At 69.4% G+C, this 13,590-nt stretch carries 8 protein-coding genes and 3 pseudogenes; 5 read left to right on the top strand and 6 right to left on the bottom strand.

Going from position 1 to position 13,590, the window contains the following annotated elements:
• Window positions 1-77: 77 nt before the first annotated feature.
• Together LMU33_RS15570 and LMU33_RS15565 are read right to left on the bottom strand one after the other, a co-directional pair.
• Window positions 78-888, bottom strand: a pseudogene (locus LMU33_RS15570) (DUF2867 domain-containing protein); the annotation flags it as partial.
• Window positions 889-1,071: 183 nt separating this feature from the next.
• Window positions 1,072-1,629: a hypothetical protein gene (locus tag LMU33_RS15565; protein WP_228620953.1), complete on the bottom strand. Its 558-nt coding sequence runs from the start codon at window positions 1,627-1,629 to the stop codon at window positions 1,072-1,074.
• 178 nt (window positions 1,630-1,807) lie between these two features.
• Between LMU33_RS15565 and LMU33_RS15560 the strand changes: the two genes are divergently transcribed.
• Both LMU33_RS15560 and LMU33_RS15555 read left to right on the top strand, forming a co-directional pair.
• A complete protein-coding gene (locus tag LMU33_RS15560) occupies window positions 1,808-3,004 on the top strand; it encodes a PP2C family protein-serine/threonine phosphatase (RefSeq protein ID WP_228620952.1) in 1,197 nt (398 codons plus the stop codon).
• 255 nt (window positions 3,005-3,259) lie between these two features.
• A complete protein-coding gene (locus tag LMU33_RS15555) occupies window positions 3,260-3,934 on the top strand; it encodes a hypothetical protein (RefSeq protein WP_228620951.1) in 675 nt (224 codons plus the stop codon).
• A 31-nt stretch (window positions 3,935-3,965) separates the two neighbouring features.
• Here LMU33_RS15555 and LMU33_RS15550 read toward each other — a convergent pair.
• Window positions 3,966-4,706 (bottom strand): annotated as a pseudogene (locus LMU33_RS15550) (DNA/RNA helicase domain-containing protein); the annotation flags it as partial.
• Between the two features lie 83 nt (window positions 4,707-4,789).
• On the opposite strand from LMU33_RS15550, the gene LMU33_RS15545 reads away from it, so the two are divergent.
• The 3 genes from LMU33_RS15545 (at window position 4,790) to LMU33_RS15535 (ending at window position 8,001) form a co-directional block, all read left to right on the top strand.
• Complete coding sequence (locus tag LMU33_RS15545; RefSeq protein ID WP_228620950.1) at window positions 4,790-5,752, top strand: helix-turn-helix transcriptional regulator; 963 nt, start codon at window positions 4,790-4,792, stop codon at window positions 5,750-5,752.
• Between the two features lie 129 nt (window positions 5,753-5,881).
• Complete coding sequence (locus tag LMU33_RS15540) at window positions 5,882-6,733, top strand: oxidoreductase (protein ID WP_228620949.1); 852 nt, start codon at window positions 5,882-5,884, stop codon at window positions 6,731-6,733.
• Between the two features lie 764 nt (window positions 6,734-7,497).
• Window positions 7,498-8,001 carry a PaaI family thioesterase gene (locus tag LMU33_RS15535; RefSeq protein WP_228620948.1) on the top strand — a complete coding sequence of 168 codons (504 nt, stop codon included), beginning with the start codon at window positions 7,498-7,500 and terminating at the stop codon, window positions 7,999-8,001.
• Window positions 8,002-8,527: 526 nt separating this feature from the next.
• Here LMU33_RS15535 and LMU33_RS15530 read toward each other — a convergent pair.
• From LMU33_RS15530 to LMU33_RS15520, 3 genes and pseudogenes are all read right to left on the bottom strand, one after another.
• Window positions 8,528-8,694, bottom strand: a pseudogene (locus tag LMU33_RS15530) (ISAzo13-like element transposase-related protein); the annotation flags it as partial.
• 92 nt (window positions 8,695-8,786) lie between these two features.
• Window positions 8,787-9,368 (bottom strand): TetR/AcrR family transcriptional regulator, encoded by a 582-nt coding sequence (locus LMU33_RS15525; RefSeq protein WP_228620947.1) that lies wholly within the window; start codon window positions 9,366-9,368, stop codon window positions 8,787-8,789.
• A 183-nt stretch (window positions 9,369-9,551) separates the two neighbouring features.
• Window positions 9,552-13,376 carry a type I polyketide synthase gene (locus tag LMU33_RS15520; protein ID WP_228620946.1) on the bottom strand — a complete coding sequence of 1,275 codons (3,825 nt, stop codon included), beginning with the start codon at window positions 13,374-13,376 and terminating at the stop codon, window positions 9,552-9,554.
• Window positions 13,377-13,590 lie beyond the last annotated feature (214 nt).

Raw genomic sequence — 13,590 nt, 5'->3', positions numbered from 1 at the left:
TTCTCTCCACTGTGCTCCGGCGGCGCGGCGCTTCCGGTAGCGGTGCGGCCGGTCGTGAGGGGCTCAGTTGTGCTGGCATGGTCGTGCTGGGCGCGGGCGGCGGCGCGGACGATGTTGCGCGCCATGCCTCCGAAGACGACCGCGCGGAAGGGAGAGACGCTCCACCAGTGCAGGTGACCCAGCAGTCCGCGCGAGTGGAACAGCGCCCGCTGCCGGTATCGGACAGGTCCGCCGCCGTCGCCGTCCACGCGCATCTCCAGCCGGGCCGGACCCGGCAGCCGCATCGCGGCGCGCAGCCGCAGCAGCCGGCCGCGCTCGATCTCCTCCACCCGCCAGACGTCCAGCGCGTCGCCCACCCGCAGTCGCCGGGCCTCCCGTCGGCCCCGGCGCAGGCCGACGCCGCCGACGAGGCGGTCGAGCCAGCCGCGCACGGCCCAGGGCCAGGGGAAAGGAGTACCAGCCGTTCTCGCCGCCGATGCCCTCGATGACCTGCCACGGCGCCTCCGGCGCCACATCCGTCTCGCGTTCGCGGACGTCGGCGTACAGGCTGCCGCCTGCCCCGTCCGGGTCGGTCGACAGCGGGTCGCTGGGGGCCGGCACGCAAGCCAAGGACCAGCGCGTGACGACATGGGCTTCCCGGACGCGCTGCAACGCAAGAGCGAGTGCCTGGTCGAAGCCGAGCGGATGGCCGGGCGGACTGGGCAGGTACCGCTCGATGCCCCGCTCCCGGCAGATCACTTCGTGGCGCAGGGACTCCGTGAGCGGGCGGGCGATCGAGGTCGGCACCGGGGTCACCAGGCCGACCCACTGACTTGACAGACCAGGTGTCAGCACGGGCACGACGAGCCACCGGGGCAGCCCGGCGACGGCGGCGTACCGCTGCATCATCCGGCATCGTGCGGGGTCGGCGTTCGGTGGCATCGGCGCGGCCGAGTCCTATCGGGAGAACCCACGAATCAGCGCCGGAGCAGAGGCGCCGAGCAAAGTCGCGTGGCGGCTTTCCGTCGGCCGCCACACGACCGACACGGGTTCCCTCAGCGCCCGCCACGGCCGGCTACAGGGTTCGGTCTTCTACGAATGCCCGCTGGACGAGTCCGGCTCCCGGCGGTGTGCCGAGGCTTCCGCGACCTGCTTCAGCGCCGATGCCGTGGCAGAGTCGCCCACCTTGGCGGGTTGCTCGTGCGGGTGGCTTTCGTGGTGAAAGTGGGAGGGCGCGAGCCTGTCGCCGGGGCCGTAGTGCTGCGAGAAGCTGTCGGTGTCCGTGGGGGCGAGGTCGGCGTCGTCCGCAGCGGACCGGCCACCGCCCTGCGTGTCGTTCCCGGCGTTTCCGGCCCTGCCGGCCTGGGCCGCCTCCTCCTGTGCGCCTCGGCGGGTGCCCGGCTGGGTCAGCCACGCCACGGCCGCGCCGGTGAGAGCCACGGGCCATTCCACCACCCCTGCGACGCCGAGTACCCCGGCTCCGGTGTAGACCGCCATCCGCCGACCGCGTGGAGAGATCGCTCCGATCCACTCCAGCGCGCTGTCGCCGACCTTGCTCACCCGCTCGGCTCCGGGCAGACGGCGCAGCCCGGAGCCGACCGCCCGGAACGGCTGCGGAAGATCCGACGAACCTGTCCTGACCTGGCTCATGTCCAGCTCCCTCCGCGCGTCCTCAAAGGGTCCGAGCCCCGAGTTTCCCGATGTCACACCGCATATGCACCCGTGCAAGCGTTATCAGGTCCCGGCGCCCTGGTGCGTCCGCTCTCCGGTGGCGCTTTCGAAGGCAGGCTGGGGGAACTCGGAGCGAATGGCCCGGGGAGGTGGTTCGGTGGCTGGTGAGGGTCTGGGCCTGGACGAGGTGCTGCGGGCGGCGGAGGATGCTGCGCCGGTGGAGTCGGTGGACGTGGTCGCCCGGAACCTGGAGAAACGGTTCTCGGCGACAGAGGTGTCGTTCCTGTTCGTCGACCTGATCGGGCAGGAAGTCGTACGCCTGCCCAGAGCCGGTACGGCGGGGCAGGCGCACGGCGAGGCGCAGAGATTCGAGCTCGCGGGCAGCGTCTATGACCGGGTCCTGCGCAGCCAGCGCCTGCACCAGGAGGACGACGGGGAGGGCGGGTGCCGGATTCTGGCGCCGGTGACGAACCGCGGCGACTGCATCGGCGTACTGGACCTGTTCGTGCCGCACGCGGACGAAACGGTCCGCGACGCGGTCGCGTACGCAGCGCACGCGCTCGCATACATCGTGGTCACCGACCGCCGCTTCACCGATCTCTACCACTGGGGCCGGCGCACCACTGCTGTGAGTCTTGCCGCGGAGATCCAGCACCAGCTACTGCCCTCGGCCTCCTGCTGCGAGGCGGCCCAGTTCACCCTGGCCTGCGGTCTGGTCCCCGCCGACGACATCGGCGGTGACACCTACGACTACGCCCTCAACCAGGACAGGCTGTATCTGTCGATCACTGACGCGATGGGGCATGACACCGCTTCCGCCATGCTGGCCACGCTCACGGTCAATGCCCTGCGCAGAGCCCGCCGCGCCGCTGAAGGTGTTCTCGGCCAGGCGCACGCCGCCCACGAGGCGATCACCGAGGACGCCCGCGGCATGACCACCGGCCAGCTGCTCTGCGTCACTCTGGGGACGGGCGAATGCGAGCTGGTCAATGCCGGCCACCCCTGGCCGCTGCGGCTGCGCGGGGCACGGCTGGAGGAGCTTGCCGTCAAGGTGAACCTGCCGTTCGGGGTTCCCGTTCCGGTCACCTACGAGGTGCAGCGGTTCGACCTCGAGCCGGGCGACCGCCTGGTGCTGCTCACCGACGGCATGACCGAGCGCTGCTCGGCCGCTGTCGACCTGCCCGCCCTCATCCAAGGCACCCGCGACGCACACCCCCGCGAAGTGGTCCGCGCTCTGACTGGTGCGGTCCACGACGCGTGCGGCGGCTCTCTGCCGGACGACGCCACCACCATGGTCCTGGACTGGCACGGCGGCTCCGGCCGACGCCACAGCGACGCCGGCGCCGACAGCTGACACGCCTGGGCCTGCAGGGATCTGCCGTCCACCTGCGGGCCGGGCGCCTAGCCTCACGAGGTGGTTCCCCCCAGGGCACGCGTGACTCGTGCGGGTGGAGAGGCGTGTCCCTGGGGAAGTCCGTCGGACCGCAACCGGTATAGGTGATCTTAGAAAAACGACCGCTCACCGAGAAACCAGCTGGGCGCTTGTCGGCCCGTTCCATGAGCGTCGTGGCCGGATCGCTCTGTCAGTGCCTCGGAGTTGAATGGCTGCATGACCGTTCACGACGCCGCCGCGGCCCTGCCGGACATCCGCAGCCTGCAGCACATATGCCGTTCCATCGCCTTGGCCGAGGCCGTGTTGAATCCCGGGGGCTGCCCGTACTACTCCTTCGATGCGCACTGGTCGGAGACCGAGGAGGTCTTCTCGATGCGCAACGGCAGCGGGGACGAGTTCGACATCGTCTTCTCTCCTGGCGGCGCATACATACGCGGATTCGACCATGAGTCACCGATGAGTCCGTACGCCGAGGACACGGTTTGGCCGGGCGTGCTCGACTCGGTTCCCCAGGTCTTCCAGGCTCAGATCGACGAGCCTGCGTTCATGGATGACGGCGTGCCCCGGGTCACCTTCTGCCTGTGGCGTGAGACAGGTGACCCGAAATGGCACGCCGGTCGGATCGACTTCCCCAGTGGGCACCCGGACCCCGACGGCTCCGGTTGGATGCTCAGCCTGCCGATGAACCCCACTCCGGAGACGTTCCGGTCGTTCGCCGAGGACTACTACGAACGGCCCGTGGATCTACAAGCCTTGCGCCACATCTTCGAGAGGCAACCACTGACGAGCGAGATCGTCGCTCGCCTGAATCCCCTCGCCTCCTTCATCGACGTCTCGAAGCAGGCAGAGCTGATGGGATGTGCGGTTGCTCCGGCCCGCAGATCTTCTTGATCCTTCCGGCTGCCTTCTCGCCCCTCCGCGGTCAGACCTGCGCGGGCTGCCGCTGCAGCCCTCCCCTCACCAAGTCGCGCAGCTTCTCCCGCGTCTCAGGGTCCGTCGAGTACACGATCGTGCCGACCATGCCCCGGGTCAGCAGGACCTTGTACGTGTTGCGGATCAGCCGGTCGACGTCGGTGGCGGGAGTGGACCTCCTGAATACCAGGTCCTTGGACGCCGTGCGGTCGGTGATCCAGCGGTCGCCGCGCCAGACCAGATCCGGGCCGATGATCACGCCGGACCAGTCGTACTCGAAGCCCTGGGCGGTGTAGACGCAGCCGACCTGTCCGAAGCCCGCCGGGTCGGTGGCCCACAGGGCGGCCGGGGGCGCGCCGGAGACGGAGCGGTCGCCGCGCAGGTTCCAGGGGCGGGCCCAGTCACCGATGACGACATCGGGCGGGAGCGGATCGCCGGGCTTGGGTTCCGGGGACCAGGGCCAGCAGTAGCCCGCGGACATACGGGCGCCGTAGTCATGGGTGCGGCGGGCCTGGAGGAAGGCTTCCATCTCCTGCGGGCTTTCGGCGACCAGCAACTGCATGCGGCCGTCGGGTTCCCACGCGACCGGCCCGCCCGGTTCCAGGCCGAGGAGGCGGACCACCCAACGCAGGTAGGCGTCGCTGCCGCCGCAGCGGAACTGGCTGTCCAGCGGGACGACGCTGCAGGGGATGCCCCGCTTCGCCGCTGCCGCCTTGATCTCGGCCACGGTGCCCATCTCGCCGGGGCGGACGCCGGACGCGGGGCAGGTCTGGGTTCTTCGGCACTTTCCGTGCACGGTCACGGAGGTGGGTAGCCTTTCACGGTGGGGGGATCGTGCGCCTGGACTGCTGCCTGGTGGGTAGTACTGGCAGGACCAGCTATGCCCTTGGTGAGCGGCTGGGTGAAGAGCAGACTCAGGGCATGGGCAATAACGACTTGGGTGACTTCCTGCGGGCCCGCCGTGCTGGACTCACGCCGGACGAGGTCGGTCTGCCGGTCGAGTTCGGCGCCGGTCGCCGGGTCACCGGTCTGCGGCGCGGTGAGGTCGCGCAGCTGGCCGGGGTGAGCATCGAGTACTACACCCGTCTGGAACAGGGCCGCGCCCGGCAGCCGTCCGAACAGGTACTGCATGCCCTCTGCGACGCGCTGCGGTTCGATGACATCGAGCGGCGGCATCTGTTCGCCCTCGCGGGCACCACAGCCGGGCACAAGGACCGGGCCGAGCACTCGTCACGGCTACGGCCGGCACTGCGACAGGTGCTGGAGTCGATGGATCTGGCCTCAGCTTTTGTCAGCGACCGGAACCTCACTGTCGTCGGCTGGAACACGTTGTGGGCGTTGCTGTTTCCCCAATTGGCCGAGCTGCCGTACCGGGAACGCAGCATGGCGCGCTGGACGCTGCTGGATCCGCGTGCTCGCCTGGTGTGGTGCGACTGGGAACGCGTCGCCCGCGACTATGTGCATGGGTTGCGGATGGCCGCCGCCGCCCAGCCGCGAAACCAGCGCATCGCCAACCTGATCGGTGAGCTGATGATGCGCTCACCCGAGTTCCCGGCGTGGTGGTCAGAACACCGCGTCCAGGAACGCAGCACCGGCCTCAAACGCCTCCACCACCCTGTCGCCGGTGACCTGGAACTGCAGTACGAGATCTTCACCTCGGTCGCCGACCCGGGCCAATCGCTCGTCGTCTACTGCGCGCCGTCCGGCTCGCCATCTCAGGAGCGCCTGCGACTGCTGGCCAGTTGGGGCAGCGAACCCGCCACCGCGACTACCCGGGACACCGCCGCCGAGTCCTGACCACCGCCCGAGCCGGGCGATCCAGCACCAGCACCACCCAGACACGACCCCGCCATACCTGCGGGGTCGATGCCGCCGTGCCCACGCACGCCCCGCGACCTGACACTCGTCCACGAAAGGACACCCGTAGTGAGCAAGACATTCCTGATCACCGGCGTCAGCACCGGCCTCGGACTGGCCATCGCCCGACGAGCCCTGGCGGCCGGGCACCGGGTCGCGGGCACCGTGCGCACCGAGCAGCACGCGGCCGCCTTCCAGGCACTGGACCCAGACCGCGCCCGGGCCTTCATCCTCGACCTGTCCGACGCGGACCGGATCGACCCCACGGTGCGGGCCGCTGAAGCGGAACTGGGCCCGATCGAAGTGCTCGTGGCCAACGCCGGCTACGGGCTCGAAGGCACCTTCGAAGAGTCATCGATGGCCGATCTGCGCCGCCAGTTCGAGGTCAACGTATTCGGCACGGTAGCGACCGTGAAAGCGGTCCTGCCCGGCATGCGGGAACGGCGCGGCGGCCACATCTTCGTCATCACCTCGATGGGCGGGCACACCACCTTCCCCGGACTGGCGTTCTACGAAGGCAGCAAACACGCCCTGGAAGGCATCACCGACACCCTCGCCCAAGAGGTCAACCAGTTCGGCGTGCGGGTCACCGCCGTAGCTCCCGGCGCGTTCAAGACCGACTGGGCAGGTAGGTCACTGGTCCGCGCACCACGCAGCATCGCCGACTACGACGCACTGTTCGACCCGATCCGGACCCGCCGCCAGGCCCTCGCGGGTCAGGGCATCGGTGACCCCGATCGCGCGGGCGACGCCATCCTCACCCTCCTGGACGCGGAGAAGCCTCCCGTGCATGTCCTGCTCGGCTCGGACGCGCTACGCCTGGTCGCCGCCGGGCGCCAACGCGTCCAGGACGACTTCGACGCCTGGGAGGAACTCAGCCGCTCCACCGACTCCACCGAAGGCGGAGTAACAGTCGGCTGACACCGGACAATTCACCAGGACCGCCGCCGGTAACGGCGTTGTGGCTACCGGTCCACCCGGAGACAGCGACAGCGCCACATCCGGCACATGCCGCACACGATGCACGTGTCCGCCGCCGGGGTCCTCCCTCACCGAGCTCCTGCCCGCCCGGCGCGGCGACGCCATCCGCCTTCGTTCGGCCCAACTCCCCACAATTCGGGGCCGTTGCGGCTCGAGGCTGCCCGGCGGAAGGATTGTGTCCTTCGGCAGCGCAGAGCTCCACGAGGTAGACAGTCCTGCTTGGACGGCGGGGAAGTCGGCCTCCAGCCCCATGGCGAAGGTGCTCATCCCGGTGGCGTCCGAGTCGTACGCCATCCGTAGCCGTTCGCGAAGCCGATGTCCCTCACGGCGTCGGAGGATGGGGCTGAAGTCCCTGACCAGGCGGGTGGTTTCGGCGATGTGCGTGCACCGCCCGCACAGGTCCTTGAGCCGGTCCCGGGCTTCCTCGCTGCGGCGCTCGGGGCGGCCGACGACCCAGCGCAGCAGACGGAGTAGTTGCCGATCGACCCCGGTCTCCCGGGGCGGATCACGGTCCAGGCTTCAGGCGAGGGCGCCCGGAGGTAGCGGCGGGGCTCTTCCAATCGCGGCTCGGCCGTGCCCACAAGACAACCCGTCGGCTCCCCGACGGAGAGACGTCGATCACAGTGCCGCACCGAACAGATGGTGCAAACTACACTCCTAAGAGCGATCCTTTCTCGACCCCACCGCCGATCGGAGCCGCGCCCATGGGTGAGCAGACCCAGACGCAGACCACGCCGCGCACAGTGGCGAAGATCCCGCCTGAGGTCCTCAGTCGTTTCGCCGACGCCGGCGTCGACCTCGAGTCGATGTTCTCCGCAGGACACCTCGGCAACCGCATGGGCGTAGAGCTCGTCGAAGCCACCTCCGACCGCGTCGTAGGCACCCTCCCGGTCGAGGGCAACACCCAGCCCTACGGCCTCCTGCACGGCGGCGCCTCAGCGGTCCTGGCGGAACACCTGGGCTCGATCGGCGCAACGCTGTACGCCGGCCCCACGAAGGTGGCGGTCGGTGTGGAACTGAACTGCACCCACCACAGGGGGCTGCGCTCGGGAACGGTCACGGGCACAGCAACGCCGGTCCACCGCGGCCGCACCATGGCGACCTACGAGGTCGTCATCACCGACGACCAGGACCGCCGAGTCTGCACCTCCCGTCTGACGTGCCTCATCCGGGACGTGGCCCCGAACGGGGCGGACGCGTCAGCTTGACGCCCTGCCGCGCTTCCGGCAGCGACACAGGGTCGTGAGAAGCCGTCAGGGATCAACTTGCCGGTCTGCCATGGCCGTTGGCTGCGGCGAGGAGGTCCGCGGCCGTCACTGGCGCCAACTCGGTATACCAACCGGCTGCGGCGGTGGGCTGCGGCCGAGCGGTCCCCCTGCCGTGCCCTCGCCAGTACGTTTCGACTCGCAGTCCGGTGCTCGTGGTGGTGGACGCGATCGTCTGCAGGACGACTTCGTGGCTGGTCGGTGGCCATCCGGGCCAGCACGGGCCCCGTTCAGCCCTTGAGGATCTTCATCATGTGGTGGTCGGCCAGGGCGAAGGGATGCCTGCTGTCCCCCGGTGTCGGTAGCGCGTAGTGCGTACTGTTCCGGTGTCGAACAGGGATGCTCCACCCCTGACGGCCCCCGCGCGTCTCCGCGGATCGGCTGCCCTCAGCTTCACCGGACTGCTGTGACAGCCCGGCGGCAGGGGTCCATCACCCCTGCCCGGTAGAAGTGGCGCCTCGGGGGGCACCTCGATCTTGTTCCACTGCGAAGTCGCCGGAGGAAAGCGGCATACGGTGATTGCCAGTCCGGTCTCGGCAGCCAGGGTGCGCCAGGGCAGTTCGCTCTTCCATACCCGGTAGCGGTAGCCGGGCGAGTCCCGGCGTCCGCGGTGATCAGTAGCTTCGTCGCGGTCGGCGTCTCGCGTCATACGCCACCGTGTTCACCGACGCCGCCTGCTCGACAAGGGCGTGGACACAGGGCCGTTGAACGGACGCTCCCCGCGACGGCTACTTCGTGTCGTCGGCGATGGAGCTGTCGCTGACGATGCTGGGCAGAAGGAAGTCCACGATGCGCTGCAGTTCCGTGGCCAGGTCTTCGGCCTTCAGATCGCCGCGACACCATCGGAACAGTGCCCCCAAGTAGGCGTCCCGCAGCAAGTACCCCACCTGTATAGGATCCACACCGGGCCTGACCCTGCCCTCCGCCACCCCGGTCCGGATCACGTTGGCGAAGGCCTCGGCCGTGCGTGGCGGTTCGGTGATCGGCAGGCCGGCCCGCACCCACGAGGTGAGCATGACCCGGTTGAGCCCCGGCTCCTCCTCCTCGTTGATCTCGGCCAGTGCCGTCATACATCGCCCGAGGGCGACGCACAGGTCGTCGTTCGTGTGCGTTCCCTGCCGCAACTTCTCCTCGAATCGCGCTTGGCGTTGGCTGCTCCAGGTGGTGACGAGCTCTTCCTTGTGCTGGAAGTGGTTGAAGAACGTGCCCCGCGCGACGTCGGCGCGCTCCGTGATGTCGTCGACCTTCGTCTGCTCGAAGCCCTTCTCGGCGAACAGACTCAGGGCAGCAGAGAAGATGCGTGCCCTCATCCGCTGCTTGTTGCGTTCGCGGCGGCCCGTAGCAACGGGTGCAACAGGGGATTCGGCAGACATACTTTCTCCAGCGACAAGGGAGTGGACCTTGTAACCATGTGTTGCGTGGCCCGTATGGCTGGGCCTGGTTCTCCACTGCGGGGTTTATACCAGAATTTAACTTTGATGCAAAGTATGCGTTTAGATCGCGGTCGACGCCATCAACTGGCCGATGCTCTCCCGGCCGAGCAGGCGCCCCACGGGCAGGTCTATGCCCATGGCGGCCCGTATGCGCTGCTGCAGTCTGACGGCCGTTATGGAGTCGAGACCGAGCTCGCTCAACGCGCGTCGGCGGTCGATGCGTTCGGGCGTCGTTCCGAGGAGCGCCGCGGCGTGCGTCAGAACGGCCGCCTCGGCGTCGGCAGACTGCTTGGGCGCAGGTTCGCTGGCGGCCTCCGCTGCCGGTGGTGCCGGCTCGGCCGCCCCGGCCTCTCGCCGTGGCGAGGTGTCCCGGGCGTCCGCCGCGCCGGTTGCGCCGGTCAGCTGCAAGAGCTGGACCCCGTGCAGCTCTGCCAGTGCGTGTTCCCCGTCGTCCGTGCGGATCACGACGTCCGCGCGGACAACGGAGTCCCAGGACGCTGTGCCGTCCTCCGCCACCGGTCGGAGCACGGCCGAGCTCCACACCGTCCCCTTCAGGTCGGTTGAGTCACCGTGCACTGTCACGGAGTCGATGCCAACGGGTAAATAGGTGTAGCTCATGCCGTCCGGTCCGCTGCGGGGCAGCACCGCGAGCAGCGGCTGCAGCGGTATCTCCCAGGCCGCGGGGTGTCCGGGTGCCGGCAGGCGCATCCGGGCCACCGCACGGTCCGCCCGTCGCCAGAGCCGGCTGACGCCCGCGAGGTCGCCGGGGACCTCGTATCCGTACCCCCGGACCTCGTCGTAGAAGTCCGGTCCTGACAGGTACTCGGTGCAGTGCGCGAGCAACGCGTCCAGGCTTTCGGTCGTGCCGCCGCCCTTGAGGGGGGACGAAGTGACGCGGGCCGTCAGGCAGGTCCGGGCCGGTTCGCTGGTTGACGCCGGGGCGACGACCTGGACCGTTGCGAGGTGGTCGGCACCCTCGGGACGCAGCTTGACCCGGAGGGAGGCCCCGTGTGCCTGCCCGTGGTCGACCAGTTCTCCGGTCAGTGCGATGTCCTCAAGGCGGTACTGCCCGCCGAGTTCGGAGCGTGCCGCGCTCAGCACGGCGTCGACGTACAGCATCGGTGGTACAACGGCTGTGCCGCGGAACGACACCCCCAACGCCTGGATGTCCAGTGGCCGTTCGTAGGTGTATCCGGTGGCCGCGGGGAGGGCCGCCGGTTCCCGCAGGTGCTCGTTGTCCCAGGGGTATCGGGGCAGTGGCACGGGGCGGGCCGCGCCCCGGAACCACCGGGAGAAGTCGATGCGGGCGCCTGCGGCATGGAGGCGTCCGGCCGCGCGGGCGAGCTCGACGCCTTCGTTCTCCTTCCGGCGCAGGGAAGCGACGGTGAGGTGCGGGGTACCGATTGCGTCCAGGGTCTCCTCCACGGCCGAGGTCAGCAGCGGGTGCGGGCTGATCTCCAGGAAGACGCTCTCCTCCTGTTTCGCCAGCTGCGCCACGGCACCGGCGAACCGCACGGGGCGCCGCAGGTTGTCCATCCAGTACCCGGCGTCGAGGGCCGTCCCGTGGACGAACTCGGCACGCACGGTGGAGTACAGCGGCAGCGACGTCTCGCGCGGCTCGAGGTCGGTCAGGGCGCCGAGCAGCTCGGACCGCAGCGCGTCCATATCAGGGGAGTGGGAGGCCACGCTGACGTTGACGAACCGGGCCAGCCGACCGCGCTCCGCCATGTCCTCGGCGAGCCTGCCAAGGCGTTCCGGATCTCCGGCGAGGACGGTGGAGTGCGGTGAATTCTCCACTGCGACGCACAGTGCGTCGGGATGACGGCCGGCGACCAGCTCTGCCTCGCCCGGGGACAGGTCGGTGGCCAACATCCGCCCCCGGCCGCCGAGCCTGCGCATGAGCCGGCTGCGGCGGCAGATGACTGCGGCTGCGTCGCGCACCGGCAGGGCTCCGGCGATCACGGCGGCGGCCGTCTCGCCCATGCTGTGCCCGATGCATGCGGAAGGGCTGACACCGAGATCCTGCCAGAGGGAGGCCAGTGACACCTCCATCGCCCACAGAGCCGGCTGGACCACGTCGATCTCGGTGGGAAAGTCCTCTTGCTCGCGTTTCAGCAATTCGATGACAGACCAGCCCAGTTCCGCCTGGATCGCGGCATCGCACTCGGCCATACGGTCACGGAAGGCGGGGAAGGCCTCGAGCAGCCTGCGCCCCATGCCCGGCCACTGCGCCCCCTGCCCCGGGAAGACGAACACCGTCTGCCGCTCCGCGCCGAAGCCGGCCTCGCCGCGTCCACCGTCGGCGATCTCCTCACCGGCCGCCAGCGCCTCCAGCCGGCCGGCGACCTCCTCGTGGCTGCTGCCGATCACCCACATCCGGTACGGGTGATGGTCGCGGCGCAGTGCGGCCGCGGCGCAGATGTCGCGCAGGGGCTCCTGATGGCCCGCGCCACCGGGCCGCAGATGGCGGGCGTAGGCTGCCGCGAGCCGCTTCAGGGATCGCTGCGAACGAGCGCTGATCACCAGCAGCTCGGGGCGCTCGTCCGCGGCGGCGGGTACGGCTTCGGCAGTGAGGCCGGAAGGGTACCGGCCTACGACGACATGGGCGTTGGTTCCCGACAGGCCGAAGGAACTGACCCCGAGGTACGTCTCGTCGCCCTCTTCGAGGGGTTCGTTCTCGGTGACCACGTGGATGCGGGAGTCCGGGTCGTCGAGCAGCGGATGCGGACTGTTCACATGGAGCGAGGCGGGGATCACGCCGTTGCGGGCGATCAGTACGGTCTTGATCAGTCCTGCGATGCCGGCGGCCGCCTCGGCATGGCCGATGTTGCTCTTCACCGAGCCGGTCCGAAGCGGCCGGTCCGGGTCGCGCTCCGAGCCCATCGCCGCTGCCAGCGCGGACAGTTCCACCGTGTCCCCGACGGAGGTGCCGGTGCCGTGCGCCTCCACGTAGCTGAGGTCGGCCGGGGTTATCCCGGAGCTGCGGCAGGCCTCGCGGAGCATCTCGGCCTGGCCCGAGACGGAGGGCTTGACGAGCAGCCCGCTGCTGCGCCCGTCGTTGTTCACCGCGCTGCCGGCGAGCACCGCCAGTATCGGGTCGCCGTCGCGCCGGGCGTCCGCGAGGCGCTTGAGCAGCACGACGCCGACACCGTCACTGCGCACGAACCCGCCGGCATCGGCGTCGGCGAACGCGCAGCGCCCCTCCGGCGAGAGCATGCCCGCCTGCGAGTAGGCGATGGAGTCCCGGGGCGAGAGGACCACGTTGGCGCCGCCGACGACGGCGAGGTCGCTTTCCCCGGTGAGCAGGCTCTGCCGGGCCATGTGCACCGCCACCAGGGACGAGGAGCAGGCGGTGTCCAGCACGATGCTGGGGCCGCGCAGGTCCAGCGCGTACGAGATGCGTCCCGAGGCCATGGCCCGCAACTGGCTGCTGATGGTGCGCCGGATGTCCTGCTCGGTCAGCGGCCGGTGCTCGTCGCCGTATTCGGCGGTTGCCTGGCCGACGAAGACACCGGTGCGGCTGCCGGCCAGGGCGGAGGGGCGGATGCCGGCGTCCTCCAGCGCCTCCCACACGACCTGGAGCAGGACGCGGTGCTGTGGGTCGATGGCGCGGGCTTCAGCGGGCGAGATGCCGAAGAAGCCGGGGTCGAAGGCGAAGGGATCGCTGATGAACCCGCCCTTTGCCGATACCGACTTGCCCGGGGTGGCCGGGTCGGGAGCGTGGTACGCGGCCGCGTCGTAGCGGTCGCCCGGAATCGCCGTGACGCTGTCGGCATTGCCGATCAGGTGCTCCCAGAACTCGTCGACGTTCGAGGCACCAGGGAACCTGCACCCCATGCCGATGACGGCTATTGAGCGATCGGACGCTGTTTCGGGCTGATCCATGTGGCATCCCCCTGCCTTCATGCATGCGTGAGCGAAGCGTCGGTGCTGCAGGAGTGATAGTCGTCCAAAGATTGATGCAAGGTCAAGATTGAACTCATGCCGCCTACTTGCATCGCTGGACATGAATATGCCCCTCACCTGCGCCGGTGCGGCCCGGGCCGATCTTTACTTGGCTTCCAGTTAAAAATGATACTTGCGTCCAAGCACGACTCGT

The sequence above is a fragment of the Streptomyces barringtoniae genome, assembly GCF_020819595.1.
GTDB lineage: Bacteria > Actinomycetota > Actinomycetes > Streptomycetales > Streptomycetaceae > Streptomyces > Streptomyces barringtoniae.
Note: the sequence above shows the minus strand (reverse complement) of the source record. Positions and strands in the feature narration are given on the sequence as shown.

What these genes read in the sequence shown, in the direction of transcription:
- LMU33_RS15565 (WP_228620953.1), bottom strand. Translation starts at nt 1,629, where the DNA reads ATGAGCCAGGTCAGGACAGGTTCGTCGGATCTTCCGCAGCCGTTCCGG.
- LMU33_RS15555 (WP_228620951.1), top strand. Translation starts at nt 3,260, where the DNA reads ATGACCGTTCACGACGCCGCCGCGGCCCTGCCGGACATCCGCAGCCTG.
- LMU33_RS15535 (WP_228620948.1), top strand. Translation starts at nt 7,498, where the DNA reads ATGGGTGAGCAGACCCAGACGCAGACCACGCCGCGCACAGTGGCGAAG.
- LMU33_RS15525 (WP_228620947.1), bottom strand. Translation starts at nt 9,368, where the DNA reads ATGAGGGCACGCATCTTCTCTGCTGCCCTGAGTCTGTTCGCCGAGAAG.
- LMU33_RS15520 (WP_228620946.1), bottom strand. Translation starts at nt 13,376, where the DNA reads ATGGATCAGCCCGAAACAGCGTCCGATCGCTCAATAGCCGTCATCGGC.